Source organism: Paenibacillus pabuli NBRC 13638, assembly GCF_001514495.1.
Lineage (GTDB): Bacteria > Bacillota > Bacilli > Paenibacillales > Paenibacillaceae > Paenibacillus > Paenibacillus pabuli.
This window is the reverse complement of record NZ_BCNM01000002.1, coordinates 355,491-372,300: the sequence shown is the minus strand read 5'-3', so window position 1 is coordinate 372,300 and position 16,810 is coordinate 355,491. Positions and strand designations below refer to the sequence as shown.

The following is a 16,810-nucleotide window of genomic DNA, read 5'->3' as shown; positions in this document are numbered from 1 at the left end:
AGCATCTTGCTTCATTTCTACTATACACATATCTGAAAATTATTGTAAATTAAATATCTAACAGAATATCAATCCTAAATTCAGAATCTAAAATATGGTGGCACCATTTAATTAATTTTTGGAACAGAAAGACAAAATATGTTGAAGGACCTAAAGCGTGACTATAAATTTTGAAAGAAGAAATTCAAGGAGGGTCCTATGAAGACCAGCGTTTATATGGTAAGGCATGCGGAGTCACCGTATACGGAAGGAACGGAAAGAACGAGGGGGCTTACTTTGGAGGGCAAGATGAATGCAGAACGAATAACGGAAATATTAACGAATGAAGGAATACATTCCATTGTCTCAAGTCCTTATGCCAGGGCTATTCTAACCTTAGAAGGTGTGGCAGCAGCGTTAGGATTAGATATTCAGATCATGGAGGATCTTCGGGAAAGACATTTTTCAGATGATATGATTGCGGATGAAGAGTTCGAGCCTGCTTCGAAGAAGATGTTTGATGACCCTGATTATGCATTTCCAGGAGGCGAGTCGAACACGGTTTGCCAGAATAGAGCAGTGGGCGTGTTGAAACAGATTTTAGAAGAATACAAGGGGAAAAAATTGGCGATCGGCACACACGGACATGTAATGACGTTGATGATGAACTACTTTGATTCGAGTTACGGATTGGATTTTATGAATCAAACCAAGAAACCGGACATTTATCGATTACAATTTGACAAGATGGAATTAGAGAACGTGACAAGGCTATGGGGCGAATAGGATGAAAGTGAACGGATTGTGGGAACGATTGTACGTAAACATGGTTACAGGTAAAATATAGATATTATTAAATATGGAAGGGATTGATTCCAATGACATTACAAAACTTGTTTCATGAAAAACCAACGAAACTATGGAACGATAGAATGGTTAAACACGGAGATGAGATTTTTACAGAAGAGAGATTACTCATGTCTGATCAAGCCCTGGATACATATTTGCACCAATTAATAGCATTACAAGAAACGAAAGATTCCGAGCGCATGATGAAGGCTGTAGAAGAAGTTGTGGTTAGGTTTAATGAAATGAATGAGGCCAATGGTTACTTTATTGAAACGATGGAACGTGAAGAATTGGCTGATTTTATAGACAAGGCGGCTAGGCTGGCAGGATTAGACATTGAGGAGGATGAAGATATTACCGAACAATGGAGAGAGTGGTAATTCGGTGGAACAGCATTTCACCCATATTTGATAACGCTTCCGTTGAAAAATAAATATGGTTCGGGGTCGTTTATTCGTCAATTTTTTTGGTTTAGACTCAAAAGCTTGAGCGTTTTCCAATTTTAATGATAAGGGTGATAGATATGGAACGAGGACTCATTATATTTTTGAACGGAACGTCAAGTTCGGGGAAGACGAGCATCGCGATGGAAATGAAAAATCAGGGAGACATTCCGTTTCATCATCTATCTGTAGATCAATTTCTGCATAATTATGATCAATTCATCGATACTACATATCCAGATATGAAACCAACAAGAGAAGTAGAACCCCATGTGATGACAAATATCCTGTTTGACCCCATCAATTCGTTGTACTGTGCAACCATTAAGCTTTTTTCGGAGATGGGTTTGAATGTCATCGTGGATACGGTCATCAGCAATGACAAGTGGTTTAACGATTTTTATGATTTACTATCGGATTATCCGATATTGTTTGTAGGCGTGCATTGCTCGCAAGAAGAACTCACCAGAAGAGAGCAGAGCAGGGGAGATCGCGCGATTGGACTTGCCCATTCCCAGTTCGACTACATCTACTCCTATGATGAATATGATCTGGAAGTGAACACGGAAGAGCTTAGCTCAGCTGAATGTGCGGAAAAGATATTAAGTTATATGAATTCCAATCAAGAATACTCGGCATTTAAGAAATTAAGCAGAAGAGAGGTAAAAACATCGTAGAAGAATTGAATTCAAGACCAAGGCTGGTAAGGTGGCATTTTGATGATGAGGTGAGATCGGATAATCCCGAAGAATGGAATTGGATAGAGATCACGATGGTTTTCAATGATGGTTCCAGAAGGTGGAGCATCTTATATACACCAGAACGCTTGCTAAATAACTTGTCTCGGCCGGACATAGACCCACCAGGTCTTCATATGCAACAGCTTATTGTCGTTAGAAGCTATGAAGTAAATGACATTGAGAGAGTCCTGAACATATTTGATGAAGAAAATAAATTGATCGAGGCCTCAAGGGACTATCCAGAGTAGTTTCGAAATGATGAGTTCTATATCAGATGTGTTAATACATGTTTCATGTTTCGAATGATTGGAAGGTTGTCTGATTCTCTATGGAATAGAGAAGGGCCTTCCTCTTTTTGATTTTATAATTTTGGTGGACAAGGGGGAGAACGCTATGAATCCAGAAGATCAAATCCAGCACATGTTACAGTCGATCCTTGAAAAAACAAAATCTATCATTAACGATAAACGCAAGCAATCTTTCGGATCTGGAGTATTTCTTGGAGCACATTATAGCGTACCGGGATGAACAGCAATACCTGTCAAACGAGTGGCATATCCGCACACCACGTTGGCTCGGTGAATATGGAAATACGCCGGAGGAAGAAGAGCTTCTTTCAGACATTTACCGACTGCAAGCATATATAGCTGAGAAATTAAAGGGAGGATAAGTCGCTCGCCATGTCGCATTAGTCCGGATGAAATGTCGCAAAAGTACATGGTAACGCGATGCGGAGATCGTTTATACTCTCCTTATGTTTCGATAATGAAAATCATTATCAGTATTATACATAAGGGGGATTCATTATGAATAAAGGAACAAAGGGGCAAGCGGCCGGAAGCAAGGCTTATGCTGCCCACAAATCACGATTATTAATGGGCTTGATGCTGGCCCTTATTCTTGTACTGACGGCTTGCGGTGCCGGAGCAGGTACAGATAACGGCAAGCCGTCTGCGGCAACGCCGGCAGAGACACCTGCGAATGCAGAAACTCAGACTGCCGGAGCTTTTCCCATAACGATCAAACACATGAAGGGTGAGCTGACGCTAAACGAAAAACCAAAGAAAATTGCTGTGCTTGATGTTAAGTTTCTTGATCAAATGTTAGCCGTTGGCGAGAAGCCGGCAGGCAGTGTTATCGCTGAAGGTAATACGAATTTTCCAGAATACTTAGGCGATCAGCTGGGGGACGTACAGGTTCTGGGTACACGGGATGAGCCCAATCTGGAAGCGATTGTAGCCCTAGACCCGGATCTGATCATCATGACTGACTTCCAGGAGAAACAGTATGAGAATGTCAGCAAAATTGCACCTACCCTCGTACTCGACTTCTACGAAGATTGGCGTGATACGTTAGCAACGGTCGCTAAGATTACAGACAAACAGGATGATGCAGAGACGGTGCGTAAAGCGTATGAGGACAAAGTCGCTGGGCTGAAGGCGAAGCTGTCAGAGAAAATGGGAGATGAAACGGTAGCCCTTATTCGTCCGAGAAAAGAAGGCATTCGTGTTCATGGTATCGAGCATCGCACAGGCGGTATTCTGTATCAGGATTTGGGCTTAAACATGCCTGAACTCGTTAAGGAAATCAAGGATGATACCTCCGTTGAAATCTCGATGGAGAAGGTTCCTGAGATTGGGGCGGATCGTTATTTTGTGCTGTCGGATGAGTTGTTTGCCGCAGAAGCAGAGGCTATGGTGAGCAATTCAGTATGGAAATCCCTTGATGCAGTCAAAAATAACCGTGCATATGATGTGAATTCTACACTTTGGATCGCTTATTATGGTCCACTTGCCATTAATCTTATTGTAGATCAGGCATCGGAAGCCCTGCTCGGATCGAATTAATATGAACACGTATCTCTCGACAGACTTATGGAAAGAGACAGTGGAGGATCATTCGATTTTGCTTGGTGAGCCGCCTGAACATAGTGTCCGTACCATTGCTTTGAGTGAACTGCATGAAGAAGCGGCATGCCGGGAGTATATAAGCTGGTTTCAGGAGTATATCGATGCGCCTGACATGAAGGTTGCCGCTTCCATGTTAGCCAAACGAATTGGCTATCTGTGGACCGCTCCGCTGGTGACCGCGATGACTTTTCATCATCAGCATGTTACCTTTCAGCTGGAGAACAGCTTCCTCTATCATCCGGCGCTCTCAGCGAATGAGGGCGGTACACGATTTCCTTTTCTAGCGGTAAAGGGGCTTCAGGCAGAGGCACTAACGGGGGACAGGGGAGTCTGGCGGGAAAAGATGCTGGAGGAGATGTTTGCATTACAGCTTACACCGCTGTTAAAGACACTTGCTGCGATTGCACCTCTTTCGATGAGTATCCTCTGGGAGAATATCATGGTACGCATTGGCCCGCTATTCACCCCTGATGAAGACGAGGTAGAGCAGGAACGTGAGCACATCCAGGCGGACTTTTCATATCTGACGCAAGTGGCATCCGGGCAAGTATTCGGTGTGAGAAAGAATCCGTTGACCCGATTCACCGATTGTAAGGACAATGTTCCCGTCGCGAAAAGAGAGCGCATTACCTGTTGTTTTTACTACCAGATGTCAGGGGAATATTGCCGCAAATGTCCGAAAATTGACAATGAGAATAAATCTCAATTAAAATGACAACAGCAACCATTAACCTTTGCTTTTGTCAGGAGATGAGAGAAATGCCGCTGCAAGAACAGACAAGTCTATGGAGTGATAAGGCGATCAAGATGCTTGACGGGTATAGCGGTACTTTGCAGACGGGCAGCGTTCTACGCGAAACGGAATTAACTTCAAATGTCTTGCTGCTGGCATGCGGAGGGGAAGGGGAGCTTGCAATGGATGGTCAGGGTTGCCACATTGGAGCTTCTTTTGCCTGTCATGTGGTGGAGGGGACATCCTTTATGCTGACGGCCAGGTCAGACGACATTCATTATATCGTAATCATGTATAAGGCTTCTTCCATGGAGGGAGCCTCTCTTGTGTTGCCTTCGTATCGTAAACACCCACTGCAAACTTCGTTTGTCCAGAATCCGGTGACCCAAGCGGAATGGATCGAGAATGCGGAAAAAATCGTTGCCAAATGGCGTCGTGGCGAAGGGCTGGAACGATTTCACGCCAATGCGCTGCTCCAGGGCATGATCTACGAGCTGATCATGGCGTATGAGCGTGGTCAGGGGGGAGCGGAGTCCGATATGGTGGATGTTGTCGCTTCCTATATAACCTCGCATTATCGCCAGAACCTAGAGCTGAAAGAGCTGGCAGCCCTTGCGGGATGCAGTGTAAGACAGTTGCAGCGACGGTTCAAACAGGAGAAAGAGCTCGGACCAATGGAATACGTCATTCAGCTGCGCATGGAGAGTGCCTCGCGAATGCTGCGTCATACGGATGCTTCTATTGGGGAAATTGCTGACAAAATGGGATATCGCGACATGTATTATTTCAGCAGGGCGTTTAAGAAATATTATGGGGTCCCACCGCTGCATTACCGGCTTGCGGCCGCTTCGAGAACGGATACAGACTATGCTCATTCCTTGCTGCAGAATCGTACGGCTTCTTCGTATGAGTCGGACCATGGCCCTGTGATCTGCCATAAGCGAGGTGAATATCAAGTGACCGAACCACCACAGCGTATCGCCGTACTGGATGTTCAATATGCCGATCATCTGCTTGCGCTTGGGTTGTCTCCGGCAGGAAGTGTAGGAGTAGGAAGTGCAGTGTTAATGTTCCCTCAATCACTCCGGGCAGAACTTCAGCATACCGAATTACTAGGCACGTATGAATATCCCGATCTGCCTGCGGTGGAACGACTGTCGCCGGACCTAATTATTTGCACCGAAGTCCATGATCAGCACGTTGAACGGCTAAGCCGGATCGCTCCAGTTCTCATGTTCAAGCGTAATGAAAACTGGCAGACCATCCTGAGTCTATTCGGTGAACTGACAGGCAAGCGAACAGAGGCCAAGCAGATTATCGCGGATTATCACCATCGAACGGCTTTGCTGTCTGAGGAATTGGCTCCGGTATTGGCAGGAAAAAGTGTGGCATTGATTCGTCCACTCGATTCCCTCGTGCGCGTCCATTCTGCTGCTCATCGCACAGGCGCTGTGCTGTACCGGGATCTGGGCCTGCCCGTTCCGTTATTTGTGGCAGATACATCCGACACGGCCTATCATATCTCGGTTGATAGATTACCTGCAGTACAAGCTAGCCACTACTTTTTGCTGAGTAATGAGCTTATGCAAGATGGAATATCTGCCACAGAGCAGCGTGTCTTGGAAATGCTTGATGGGGGTGAGGAACAGCACGTACATTCTGTTGATGCTGCAACATGGATCGGCTGTTATGGGCCGATAGGTGTTAACGGGATTGTGGGTCAGATCGAGCTGGCTTTGTTGGGGTGAGGGGGAGTTATACAATTACTCCCCCTATTTCCGTATATTCAGAGTTCATCGAATTAGTGGAGAACTTCTTCAAACAGAGATGTATCATAATTAAGAATGCAGTCATTCTATTATGTAGGTCGCATTTGTTTCTTCATTTTATTGTTACGGAGAACGTTGACAGAAGTAATTGACGGAAGATACAATCCATATATTCCCTATAGTTTCAAATTGTTCATATAGATTGATCGTTTTAAAAATAACTTCAACTCTCTATTTGGAATTTGATTTTTTGGATATACCTTCAGGAAGCGATAGTGTCTTAATACTTAAAGGATCGTAGTTCACGAAAACAAATACCTTCTTTTTCTTATCGCCTTCAATGTAGCCATGGAGGCCTAACGACTTGGCTAGATCGGGAGGAGAGAATTTATACTCCGTAAAACGAACGGTTACACCGTATTTTTCAAGAACATAATTTGCAGCGAACTTCTCGGCGGAGGATACAATGATCTTTTCCTCTTCGGAGGCACATGCTCCGAGTAAGAGAGATGAGATGATTAAGAGTACGAATAGGAAGAAAGGTTTTCTCAAAAGGGACACCTCTACTTTCATAGACTGGTATTAATATACTATAAAGATTGAATTATCACTAGTTTACATAATCATATCGAAATGTTCAATTCAGGAGGTATTTATGCGGAACGATTACATTAGCGATGAGTTGTATAAGGAAATATCTGATCTTGCCTACCAGGACAACGTTACTGCCGGAGCACCGCTTACAGAAGAGGGAGATTATGCACAATGGAAGGTCATTGAACCTGAAGGTGCCGAGCTCCACAATAAAGTGTCGGGTTTCGATTCCGTCATCCTCCACAACAATCAGACGAATCAGATTGTCATCGGTTATCGCGGAACAGAGCCAGGTGGGAGCTGGCTTGGGAGAGCAGCCGATTACGAAACAGACGTGTTCGATGTTTTAGGTGGACGCACCAGAGAACTGGAGGATGCCGTAACTGACCCTAATCATCATAACATTTTCAAGAAAAGCTTTATTCAATCCATTAAGGACGATATCGATTGGGAGAACAATCAATTTCATCAGGCGGAAGTGCTTTATGAACAAGTCAAAGCAAAATATCCTGACGCAAGTATCTCTCTTACGGGACATTCGCTTGGAGGTGGTTTAGCGCAATATGTGGCAGCGCGACAGGATTTGTCGGCCATGACATACAGTGCTCCGAGTGTAACCAATCTGCTGGACGATGCAAGCTTGGCGAAAGTGAACGAAGGTTACTATGATAAAAAAGTGGTGAACATCGTTCAGCCAAACGATTCAGTAGGTGCAGGAGGACTTTTTGAATATGACAGACATGTTGGCAGCACGTACTACAAAGGCCAGGATTTTGACTCGGCCAATGCGATGTACCAAAACTGGAGGCTGCAATTCCAGCTCATAGTGCCGATTCGTCCGATGGGGCCCAGCGGCCCGTTAGTCACATACAATTTCCCAATTGATATCGATCTGGACAAGTTTCAGGTCGGTAATATTGTTCGATTGATGGACTCGTTTTCCAAAAAAGAAGGCAAGGGATATCACTCGATGAACCAGTATCAGTTTGATGAACAGGGTAACTTGGTCGGTCCACTTATCGATCGCGCAACAGGAAAACAAATTGACATCTCACCACGCTGGAATGCTTATCAGGAATCACGGATGGCTTTGTCAAACCTCGTTGGCGGGTTGGTGGCCCCCTTGATTGCGGCTGCATCCAATGGAAAGTCAGGTCAAGGTGGTGGCACAATCCGACTAACGCCAGAGGAATTGGCACAGGCAGCTAAGGAAATGCGCTTTAGTCTGAGCGGGTTTTCCAATGATGCACAAGCTTCCATCCGAATGTTCGAGGCTTATACTTCCACAAGTGAGAGCCATTCCTTCACGTCAATCGCTTACGAAGCTACGGCGACACTGGAACGAATTAACCGTTGGTATCAGGAATCCATCAGCGAGATTGCCGAGTACATTGAACGCAAGCACGAAGATTTCGTTCAAGCAGACCAGTTCTTAACGGGAGGTAATTGACATGGGAAGAATATCGGTATCTTTATCCGATCTGAGAAGAGCCGTTCAGCAATGTGAGCAGTTGCAGGAGCGCTTAGTGCAGCAGGAGCAGAAGATGCGTTCAATACATAGTAGACTGGAGCAAGATTGGGCAGGAAATGCTGCCACAACGCTAGGATTCAAAATGCAATCTTTCCTGAACGGGACATCCAGCCGAATGGATGAATTGGAGGCGCATAAAGAAGCATTGCGACGATACATTCACAGGATGGAGGAAGCTGACCGTGAGGACTTCAGAGACCGGAGGGAGCACAGCATGCTGAGCTGAGATATTCGAACAGTGGTATGCAGATTCTGCTGCAACAAAGATCGACACAGGGTTGTAATGAAGAAAGCCTGAATGTCAATCCACGAAGTTATGACATTCAGATGATGTGGCGGAGCGATCACAATGCTAGTTTGGGCGTTTGCTCCTTCGCATAGCGTCGGTAGTTTTTGAAGCTATTGATGTGCTGCTATGCGTCCATTTTGGATGACTGGATGCGCATGTTGCCGTTGGGGGGATTTTGTGCTATTTTGGTGAGCACGAATTGGGGGCTGACCATGTCGCTGGACATGTCATGGATTCGCTGCAGCGCTGTGGGAGCATCTCCGCCAGCGGTCTCATCTCTTCAAGTTTCTAGCTTGGACGTTTCAGTGTGCTCATGATTTATCGCCATCTGTACTGGTGCTCATAGACACCATGCGGAAGTATTAAGATGAGAGAAATGCCGCTGTAGGAACGGACAAAGCGGTTGGAGTGAGATGGCGACCAAAAGAATTGGCGGTTATAGTGGTACTTTGCAGACAGGCAGCGTTCTACGCGAAACGGAATTAACTTCAAATGTGTTGCGGATGGCCAAGGGTTGTCACATTGGGGCTTCTTTTGCCTGTCATGTGGTGAAGGGAGCTTCCTTTACACTGACGGCCAGAACAGAGGACATTCATTATATGGTAATCATGTACAAGGCTTCTTCCATGGAGGCACGTATGAGTATCCCGATCTGGTTGCGGTTGAGCGACTATCTCCCGATCTGGTTATTTGCTCCGAAGTACATGATCAGCATATTGAACGGTTAAGCGGAATCGCTCCAGTGCTCATGTTTAAGCGTAATGAGAGTGGGCAGACCATTCTGAGCCTGTTCGCCGGTGAGACCAGAGGCAAAGTGTATACTTGCTGATTACACCGACGAACCGCATTGCTATCAGAGGAACTTGCTCCAGTCTTGGCTGGTAAAAGTGTGGCATTGATTCATCCACTAGATTCTCTGGTTCGCGTACATTCTGCCTCTCATCGTACAGGTGCTGTGCTGTAACGTGATCTGGGTCTGTCTGTTCCGTTATTTGTGGCAGATACGACCGACACAGCCTATCATATCTCCGTTGACAGACTACCGGCTGTACATGCGAGCCACTACTTTTTGCTTAGCAATGAGATCATGCAGGAGGGAATATCCGCAACAGAGCAACGTGTGTGTGGGATGCTTGATACGGATGAGCGACAGCAAATACACTCGGTAGATGCAGCGACATGGATCGGTTGTTATGGACCAACAGGGGTCAATGGTATTGTGGATCAGATCGCTCAGGCTTTGTTGGCTTGAGCAGGTGGTTGCCGGCGCTTAGCCCGTTTGCAGCGAAAGACGGTACGTTTTACCTTTTAAAAAATTTGATATGTTCCAAATGCATCGGAAGGTCGTCTGATTCCCCATGGGATGAAGAAGGGCCTTTTTGTTTTATTACTATAACGAAAGGTTCCAATGCATACTCGTATCCTGTACAACCTTCATATATTCAGTGTATTCAAAGCCCATTGGATCGTATGGATACGGGTTTGAGAAAACTAATAAATCTCCCTTATTCGCCAATTTCCTTTCGCAATTGTAACAATATGGGTTATCATATACGTAGTTCAGGCACTAGTAGGAGGTGATTCAATGAGAAAAAATATTGCAATAATCATATTAATAGTTGGGTTGATAATAAGCATGTACTTCAACTATCAATTCAAAGCGTACAAAGACAATCAAGAAGTTGAATACACGGTTAAACTAAATCATGGAACTCAAATTGGTATAAAAGAATCAATCTATAATTTAGATAATGTGATAAAAAGCTTAGAGGATAATTCCTCGAAGGAAACAGTCATACACGCATTAGGAAATGTGGCAGTATCTTTGAAAGTGGGTGCAGAATCATTCCTCTTTCTGGATTCCGATTTTAAGGAAGATAACGTATCATCAACCCATTTAATCTATAGTGTGTTTAGAGATATGTATGGTTATATAAAAGCAGATATCACAGACGAAATTTTATCGAATAAAGTGTCGCTAGACAAAGAATCGAGAAATCAACTGATTAAGGATATCGGGGTGCTTAAACAAGATTTGGAGTATATTGATAGTCAATTTAACGAGGATATTCTGAAAGAACAAAGTCCTAAGTGGATTGAAAACAAATGGAAAGAGTTAATTGGAGAGATTGTAAATAGAAATACGGATTATAAGTTATATGAAAGAATTAGAATGAAGTACAATTTATAAGTAGATTGTGGTAGGCAACTGACATCTAAATAACAACATTCTAGGCCGCGTTGCTTTCGCTTCTTGGTCTGTCGAGGGTATTCGAAGAAGTGGAGTCAGCAGGTAACCCTCACTACCTTACCGAATCGCGGCAAGTCGCTGCACTCTTTAAGGTAGTGAGGGTTTGCATAAAAATAGAGATATATCTTCATACACGTCTAGGGTAGAAGGAGAGAATGTAAATGGACAACATAAACTCTCATAATTGCAACTTAAATATAAGGTATGATCTGCCTGATGAGGTATGGGCTAAAGTTTCTAAAATATATGAGAATATGCCAGGCTGGATGGGTTATAAAAGTGGAATTCCATATTGGTTTGGGTCTGAAGAGGATGATGTTTATATTGAAGCATCCGTTGAGCCTAGTGGATTATCGTTTTATGCACAGATGAATAAAGATGATTGGATGTCTTGGATAGAAACATTTAAGTTGGAAGCGTCAAAAGTGTTGGGCTTTGATGTTGGTGAACCTGAAGATGGATAGTTGTAATGAAAGAAGTAGGATGTAATGATGAATGAACATGGTACATTACAGGAGTCAAACGGTCGTTATGCTTTGAGGTTTGAACGATCTTTTCATCATAATCCAGAAGATGTTTTCCTTGTGATCACGAAGCCTAGCTCCTTCGCCCAATGGTACCCTTTCGCAACAGGAGAGATGGATCTCAGACTTGGTGGCATGATAACTCAACTGAGCTGCGTAAAATCTATAGTGCAGCATTTAATATGGAAGGTTAACAGAATAAAAAAGTTATTCCAATAGAACACCCCACCCAACGTTTAACGCCATAGGTGGGGTGTTGTCGTGACTAAGGGTTTATGGATACAGGAACGTTATAAGAAATTAACAAATCAAAATTTTAAAAATAAAAGGATAACTTGCGAGGTATTATGAAATTAATAAAATTGAAGGGCAGTAAAACTGAAGAAGATATAAGAAGAGAATTAATAGGATCGCACGAGTCATTATTTAATGATGAAATAAGATCAGGATTACTTTCTGTTATGAAGAGGTTTTTTCCACAAATGAAAACCGCTTATATACTATTCTGGACACCTGAACAAGGGGAAGACATTTTTTCGTTGCTGATTAATAACGATACCATTGCAAGTGTAGAAATCGATCGTTACGATCCCAATATTGAACCAATAATTGAAAGCAAACAGCTAGACAATACCTATTTAAAAGGACTTCGTAAATATCCACAGATTAGATTAGCGATTGCACTTGAACTTGCAAATATGGATCTTAAAGATGTGATTAATTGCAAAAGTGATTAGTTATCCGAAATTGACGAAAACATATATAACAAAGAGGTGTATCTTTATGGAAAGAAAAAAAGATGAAAACAAAGAGATGGGTGTAATTCCAGAACACCATAGCCCTATTCGACATATCCTTAATGAAACAAATGGACTACCGAACAATCAATTTATAGACAGTTTTAAGAAAGCTGTGGATACTCCAGCTGCATATGTAATTATGGAGGGTGATTATGGAGGACAAATCTATTTGTCTTGCCCTATGAAATTAGTAAACTGTAGTGAAGAGACATTACATACACTATTAAAAGATTTAGATACCATTGCATGGGGATGTAATGAGGGAGAAGGCCAAGGACTATATTACGAAAAACACTTTCCTGGTGATGGGATTGGTGGAGGTATGGGGGGAGGAGATGTTGAGGAAGGACTATGGATTCATAACGAATTTATAGATTTACAATTATATGATGAAATTCTTGAAGTTGTAATAGGCAATAAAGAAAGATTAACACAATAATAGAATGAATCAGTAGTGCAGGCTTGGGTAAAGATGCTATGGAGTAGAGGTTTGCTATTGAATTTGCTATGCTCATCTCTACTTTTACAACATCATAAATGTTCCGAAAGCATCGGAAGGTCGTCTGATTCCCTATGGGATGAAGAAGGGCCTTCCTTTTTTGTTTTCAGAATTTCGGAGAAAATATAATTCAAATAAAGGAGAGTTTCCGATGAATGAATATGCTACTACCAAAGAGGCGATTATCATAACTAAAGGTTCCACTGAGTCCCTTCACATTCATATCCCATATAACCCTGCATACATTCAGCGTATTCGCCAGATTAAGGGCAGAAAGTGGGAACCCAGACAAAAAGTTTGGATTTTCCCCTACACTATCGTTGCGATTAAGGAGTTTATAAGTCATTTCGATCCGGATGATGTTCAGATTATCCCGGAGTTATGGGTTGAGAATGAAGATCTACAGCAATGGAAAGCTAGTAGGAAAAATAACCAATGGAACAAAGAAACGTTACAAAAGGCATTAAAGATAAGAGGATACAGCCGCAAAACGATCAAAGCGTATTGTAATCAGGTCGAACGTTTTCTGAGCAGCATTCACCTTGAGAGTATGGATGTCACTACATCCAGTGTTCAGATGTATTGTTTAGGTTTGCTTGAGAGAGGAATCTCCCATTCAAGCGTGAATCAGACCATTAGTGCGATCCGCTTCTATTGCAAACATGTGCTCCATAACCCAACGGATATCCAGTATATTCGTCCCAAGAAGCAGACCAAGCTTCCACAAGTGATGTCCGAAAAGGAGGTTGCACAATTGCTCAAATCCGTAACCAATCCTAAACATAAAGCAATTTTGTTTCTGACCTATTCTTCCGGACTTCGAGTGGGTGAAGTTGTGCGTCTGCGTTGCACCGATCTGGATATTGAAAGGCAGACACTCATTGTGAGACAGGGGAAGGGTCAAAAGGATCGGAGGACGCTTCTTTCAAGCCTCGCCTGGGATATGGTACAGAAATACATAGCTGAATATAGACCAAATCGTTGGCTGTTTCCGGGGCAATCTTCTGATCGACTTATTACCGAGCGGAGCGTGCAGAAGGTTTTTGAAGAAGCCAGACAACGCGCAGGAATTATGAAAAAGGTAAGTATTCATGCGCTGAGACACTCCTTCGCCACTCATTTGCTGGAAAACGGGACAGACCTGCGCTACATTCAGGAGCTACTTGGTCATACGAGTGCTCGAACAACTCAGCGATATACTCATGTTAGTACGAAAAATATCCAGCGTATTCAAAGCCCGCTGGATCGTATGGACATGGGAGATTGAGTATCCTAATATATCTCCCTTTTTCACCAAATTTTTCTTCGCAAATATCACCGCATAGGTTATCATATACGTAGTTCAGATATCTGGCAGGATGTGTGGTATTTACGAAGTACATAGATTAGATGTTATGTGAAACCGTAATTGCTAATACATTAAACATTATAAGGAGCTTTTATATGATAGGTGAAATATTACTTGGGGTTTTAGGCAATAGTGCCTACGACATATTAAAAAAAATAATTAAAAAGCAATTTGGTCAAGAAGATGAGGAAATTATTCAAATGTTTATAACTTCAATTGAAACTACATCAAAACATTTTTTTGATATTTATGGTGATGAATATGGGACTTTGGAAAGTAGTTTCCTATCTGTTCAACAGAACTGGGAAGTATTACTCAGAAGTATATTTTATGGGGCTGAGGAAATCAAAGGGGAGAATTTTATAATAAGTGGATTAGGTTTAGATAAAGGAGAGGTTTTAAAAGGAGCAAATAAATTTTTGGAATTGTTACAACTAGAAATGAGTAAACAATGGAAATTAGACAAAATTCTAACTGAAAAAAGACATATGATAGAATCAGAAAAATATATGAAAGAAACTAATGAAAAACTTTCATTCTTGGAGAATTTTATTAAAGGGTTAGCTTCAACTAATCAACCTTCTAAAGATAGTGAAATACCTAGTATAGAGGCTAACCTAGGTATTAATAAAATAGAATTTAATAAAAAATATAAAATGGATTTCATTAACGGTGCATCAATTAATTATATGCTTAATCAAGAATTGATTTATGTGGAGTATGTGTTTGAAGATGGGGCTACTGCGTACTATGAGGTCGATTATAGTGGGGCAGTAAGAAACTCTAAGTTTCCTTACCCACTTGAACAATATGAAATTGTTATTCCTGAGGGAATGTTGGTAGATAAACAAGTGATTGAATTCCTTAATGGGAACATACATGAAAAATTTATATTCCGTTGGGGAAAGCACTTTACTACAGTTAAGGACAAACAAGGAAATATTTTAAAGATAGACGCAGAAGTTGAAGTTGAAGTTGACCATAGAAATAAAAAAATAAATATTAAAAATAGCTTGTAAGAATATTCGAAGAAGACGGCATCACATAACAATGCATTCCTGTTTCGTCGCTAGCGCTCCTCAGTCGCCAAGGGGGATTTCAATGAAGTAGAATCAGGTGACACATTCAATCGACTAAATGGCGAAGCCACCCGGTTAAGATCGATCACTTCGTGAGATCAATCACACATCTTAAGTCGATCGAACGTCAGGAGTGCGCGCAACGTTATATGACACAATAGCAAAAAAGAAATTGAGAGGGAACTTGATGATGCAAAACAGAAAAAATTATCTTAATGAAATGTTAAATGATCGTGGAAATGTAATCCGATTTATTAGTATTACTATATTATTATCTTTTGGACTTAATGTTATTGCTGGGAGTATAACCTTAACCAGTGGTTTTAATGCACAGACTGGCTTTTGGCTTGGAGGTGCTGTTTTATTACTTGTTCTGTGCTACCTTATTCGTTTCGTATTCAAGAGTTTGAGAAAGTTTATAACTATTGATAGTTTTATCATTCATGATAAAAACGAAAATTCACTTCTTGATATTGATAGGTACAAGTTTTCAAGAAAAATTAATGAATATTTAGTATCTGCAATATCAGAAGATAAAGATATTAAAGCAATTTGGGATCGAGAACCGATAGGGTGTTACCACACTGTTGATGATTGGATACATGGAAGAATAAGTAAGTCTAAAATTGTGATTGAAGAGCTTGTTGAGTATTTTATTATCGAAGAATTATCAGCTCACCTCACAGATTATTTTAATGATGACAAATATAATAAGAAAAAACTTCAAAAGATAGGGCGAAATGAAGTTCCTGAAGTACTTTTCCAGAACAGATTTCTAAATTTATTTTCAAAGCCTATGGAAGAAAGGGCTTCATTTGAAATTAATAAAAACAAGGTAGAAGAACCGCCGAAAGAATATATTGTGAATGGCAAGAAGGTAGTTCTCAAGGTGGGTGAAACAGTTTCTGCATATGGTAAGGATGGGGCAAGATTTAATCGATTTGATTTAGTTTTACCTAGAAATAGTAAAGTGAAAAGAATTGATAAAAATACAATTCGATTGATAACTGATAGATTTGATATTGATATTTTTGTCAGCTTTGAAGAGGAAAATTACTATCCTCCAGATGGATTCATTGAGCATTATTTATGCCCTGGAATAGATAGAACTGACAGTTTCCTTCGGCATGAAGGATATAAAATTAATATTGAATTGCGAATTAAATTTAAAATTCTAAAATTTCTAATTAACGGGAAGTGGGAGTTCTTTTACTGGCTGGATTCTTATCTAGATAAGATTAATAAGGATATGTCAGCAGATTTATATTTTGAAAGAATAAATTGGGAATCTACGTATACGATGCTTGAAACAATCAAAAAGAATAAAGATTAATTTGTATTTCATAGAAGGCTATTGCGTCACATAACATAATATTCACGCTGCGGGCATACGCCCTTGGTTCGGCATTCGCCGGACACCCAGCATATGCTGGGTCGTGAATACAGGAACGTTAACTGAAATACCTGCAAGA

General features: G+C 41.6%; 21 protein-coding genes. 20 read left to right on the top strand and 1 reads right to left on the bottom strand.

The features are described 5' to 3' along the window. Nucleotides 1-198 precede the first annotated feature (198 nt). From PPA03S_RS05420 to PPA03S_RS05390, 8 genes are all read left to right on the top strand, one after another. On the top strand, nt 199-765 hold the full coding sequence (locus tag PPA03S_RS05420) for a histidine phosphatase family protein (protein ID WP_062320606.1): 567 nt from the start codon (nt 199-201) through the stop codon (nt 763-765). A 92-nt stretch (nt 766-857) separates the two neighbouring features. After that, complete coding sequence (locus PPA03S_RS05415; protein ID WP_062320603.1) at nt 858-1,208, top strand: hypothetical protein; 351 nt, start codon at nt 858-860, stop codon at nt 1,206-1,208. A gap of 143 nt (nt 1,209-1,351) precedes the next feature. Then, entirely contained in the window at nt 1,352-1,948 is a 597-nt protein-coding gene (locus PPA03S_RS05410) for a chloramphenicol phosphotransferase CPT family protein (RefSeq protein ID WP_062320601.1), read from the top strand. A gap of 5 nt (nt 1,949-1,953) precedes the next feature. Next, nucleotides 1,954-2,259: a hypothetical protein gene (locus tag PPA03S_RS33645; protein ID WP_217998919.1), complete on the top strand. Its 306-nt coding sequence runs from the start codon at nt 1,954-1,956 to the stop codon at nt 2,257-2,259. 188 nt (nt 2,260-2,447) lie between these two features. Continuing rightward, nucleotides 2,448-2,681 (top strand): hypothetical protein, encoded by a 234-nt coding sequence (locus tag PPA03S_RS32745; RefSeq protein WP_167665980.1) that lies wholly within the window; start codon nt 2,448-2,450, stop codon nt 2,679-2,681. Between the two features lie 136 nt (nt 2,682-2,817). Further along, complete coding sequence (locus PPA03S_RS05400) at nt 2,818-3,858, top strand: ABC transporter substrate-binding protein (protein ID WP_062320597.1); 1,041 nt, start codon at nt 2,818-2,820, stop codon at nt 3,856-3,858. Nucleotide 3,859: 1 nt separating this feature from the next. Further along, nucleotides 3,860-4,636, top strand: coding sequence for a (2Fe-2S)-binding protein (locus tag PPA03S_RS05395; RefSeq protein ID WP_062320594.1), 777 nt, complete (start codon nt 3,860-3,862; stop codon nt 4,634-4,636). A 44-nt stretch (nt 4,637-4,680) separates the two neighbouring features. Then, entirely contained in the window at nt 4,681-6,402 is a 1,722-nt protein-coding gene (locus PPA03S_RS05390; RefSeq protein WP_062320592.1) for a helix-turn-helix domain-containing protein, read from the top strand. Nucleotides 6,403-6,654: 252 nt separating this feature from the next. On the opposite strand, the gene PPA03S_RS05385 is transcribed toward PPA03S_RS05390, so the two are convergent. Next, the gene (locus PPA03S_RS05385; RefSeq protein WP_167665979.1) at nt 6,655-6,996 is read right to left on the bottom strand and encodes a hypothetical protein; all 342 of its coding nucleotides are present in this window, start codon (nt 6,994-6,996) and stop codon (nt 6,655-6,657) included. 82 nt (nt 6,997-7,078) lie between these two features. Between PPA03S_RS05385 and PPA03S_RS05380 the strand changes: the two genes are divergently transcribed. The 12 genes from PPA03S_RS05380 to PPA03S_RS05330 all read left to right on the top strand — a co-directional run bounded on the left by PPA03S_RS05380 (nt 7,079) and on the right by PPA03S_RS05330 (nt 16,671). Continuing rightward, nucleotides 7,079-8,467 carry a lipase family protein gene (locus PPA03S_RS05380; protein ID WP_062320589.1) on the top strand — a complete coding sequence of 463 codons (1,389 nt, stop codon included), beginning with the start codon at nt 7,079-7,081 and terminating at the stop codon, nt 8,465-8,467. Nucleotide 8,468: 1 nt separating this feature from the next. Beyond that, nucleotides 8,469-8,774, top strand: a complete 306-nt coding sequence (locus PPA03S_RS05375) for a WXG100 family type VII secretion target (RefSeq protein WP_024633865.1) — start codon at nt 8,469-8,471, stop codon at nt 8,772-8,774. A gap of 476 nt (nt 8,775-9,250) precedes the next feature. After that, nucleotides 9,251-9,565, top strand: coding sequence for a hypothetical protein (locus PPA03S_RS33830; protein WP_062320586.1), 315 nt, complete (start codon nt 9,251-9,253; stop codon nt 9,563-9,565). 266 nt (nt 9,566-9,831) lie between these two features. After that, nucleotides 9,832-10,089: a hypothetical protein gene (locus PPA03S_RS33825; protein ID WP_245683519.1), complete on the top strand. Its 258-nt coding sequence runs from the start codon at nt 9,832-9,834 to the stop codon at nt 10,087-10,089. 333 nt (nt 10,090-10,422) lie between these two features. Then, on the top strand, nt 10,423-11,028 hold the full coding sequence (locus PPA03S_RS05365; protein WP_062320584.1) for a hypothetical protein: 606 nt from the start codon (nt 10,423-10,425) through the stop codon (nt 11,026-11,028). A gap of 221 nt (nt 11,029-11,249) precedes the next feature. Continuing rightward, complete coding sequence (locus PPA03S_RS05360; RefSeq protein WP_062320582.1) at nt 11,250-11,552, top strand: hypothetical protein; 303 nt, start codon at nt 11,250-11,252, stop codon at nt 11,550-11,552. 24 nt (nt 11,553-11,576) lie between these two features. Next, complete coding sequence (locus PPA03S_RS05355; protein WP_369691080.1) at nt 11,577-11,831, top strand: SRPBCC domain-containing protein; 255 nt, start codon at nt 11,577-11,579, stop codon at nt 11,829-11,831. A 143-nt stretch (nt 11,832-11,974) separates the two neighbouring features. Then, nucleotides 11,975-12,349, top strand: a complete 375-nt coding sequence (locus tag PPA03S_RS05350; RefSeq protein WP_217998918.1) for a hypothetical protein — start codon at nt 11,975-11,977, stop codon at nt 12,347-12,349. 46 nt (nt 12,350-12,395) lie between these two features. Next, nucleotides 12,396-12,851: a hypothetical protein gene (locus PPA03S_RS05345; RefSeq protein ID WP_062320578.1), complete on the top strand. Its 456-nt coding sequence runs from the start codon at nt 12,396-12,398 to the stop codon at nt 12,849-12,851. A 211-nt stretch (nt 12,852-13,062) separates the two neighbouring features. Continuing rightward, the gene (locus PPA03S_RS05340; RefSeq protein WP_062320576.1) at nt 13,063-14,178 is read left to right on the top strand and encodes a tyrosine-type recombinase/integrase; all 1,116 of its coding nucleotides are present in this window, start codon (nt 13,063-13,065) and stop codon (nt 14,176-14,178) included. A gap of 176 nt (nt 14,179-14,354) precedes the next feature. Next, entirely contained in the window at nt 14,355-15,278 is a 924-nt protein-coding gene (locus PPA03S_RS05335; protein ID WP_062320575.1) for a hypothetical protein, read from the top strand. 247 nt (nt 15,279-15,525) lie between these two features. Then, on the top strand, nt 15,526-16,671 hold the full coding sequence (locus tag PPA03S_RS05330; protein ID WP_062320573.1) for a hypothetical protein: 1,146 nt from the start codon (nt 15,526-15,528) through the stop codon (nt 16,669-16,671). The last annotated feature ends 139 nt before the right edge of the window (nt 16,672-16,810 follow it).

Bases quoted from the DNA above. Each gene is read 5' to 3' on its own strand.
- PPA03S_RS05420 (WP_062320606.1), top strand. From the start codon at position 199: ATGAAGACCAGCGTTTATATGGTAAGGCATGCGGAGTCACCGTATACG.
- PPA03S_RS05415 (WP_062320603.1), top strand. From the start codon at position 858: ATGACATTACAAAACTTGTTTCATGAAAAACCAACGAAACTATGGAAC.
- PPA03S_RS05410 (WP_062320601.1), top strand. From the start codon at position 1,352: ATGGAACGAGGACTCATTATATTTTTGAACGGAACGTCAAGTTCGGGG.
- PPA03S_RS05400 (WP_062320597.1), top strand. From the start codon at position 2,818: ATGAATAAAGGAACAAAGGGGCAAGCGGCCGGAAGCAAGGCTTATGCT.
- PPA03S_RS05395 (WP_062320594.1), top strand. From the start codon at position 3,860: ATGAACACGTATCTCTCGACAGACTTATGGAAAGAGACAGTGGAGGAT.
- PPA03S_RS05390 (WP_062320592.1), top strand. From the start codon at position 4,681: ATGCCGCTGCAAGAACAGACAAGTCTATGGAGTGATAAGGCGATCAAG.
- PPA03S_RS05385 (WP_167665979.1), bottom strand. From the start codon at position 6,996: ATGAAAGTAGAGGTGTCCCTTTTGAGAAAACCTTTCTTCCTATTCGTA.
- PPA03S_RS05380 (WP_062320589.1), top strand. From the start codon at position 7,079: ATGCGGAACGATTACATTAGCGATGAGTTGTATAAGGAAATATCTGAT.
- PPA03S_RS05375 (WP_024633865.1), top strand. From the start codon at position 8,469: ATGGGAAGAATATCGGTATCTTTATCCGATCTGAGAAGAGCCGTTCAG.
- PPA03S_RS33830 (WP_062320586.1), top strand. From the start codon at position 9,251: ATGGCGACCAAAAGAATTGGCGGTTATAGTGGTACTTTGCAGACAGGC.
- PPA03S_RS05365 (WP_062320584.1), top strand. From the start codon at position 10,423: ATGAGAAAAAATATTGCAATAATCATATTAATAGTTGGGTTGATAATA.
- PPA03S_RS05360 (WP_062320582.1), top strand. From the start codon at position 11,250: ATGGACAACATAAACTCTCATAATTGCAACTTAAATATAAGGTATGAT.
- PPA03S_RS05355 (WP_369691080.1), top strand. From the start codon at position 11,577: ATGATGAATGAACATGGTACATTACAGGAGTCAAACGGTCGTTATGCT.
- PPA03S_RS05345 (WP_062320578.1), top strand. From the start codon at position 12,396: ATGGAAAGAAAAAAAGATGAAAACAAAGAGATGGGTGTAATTCCAGAA.
- PPA03S_RS05340 (WP_062320576.1), top strand. From the start codon at position 13,063: ATGAATGAATATGCTACTACCAAAGAGGCGATTATCATAACTAAAGGT.
- PPA03S_RS05335 (WP_062320575.1), top strand. From the start codon at position 14,355: ATGATAGGTGAAATATTACTTGGGGTTTTAGGCAATAGTGCCTACGAC.
- PPA03S_RS05330 (WP_062320573.1), top strand. From the start codon at position 15,526: ATGATGCAAAACAGAAAAAATTATCTTAATGAAATGTTAAATGATCGT.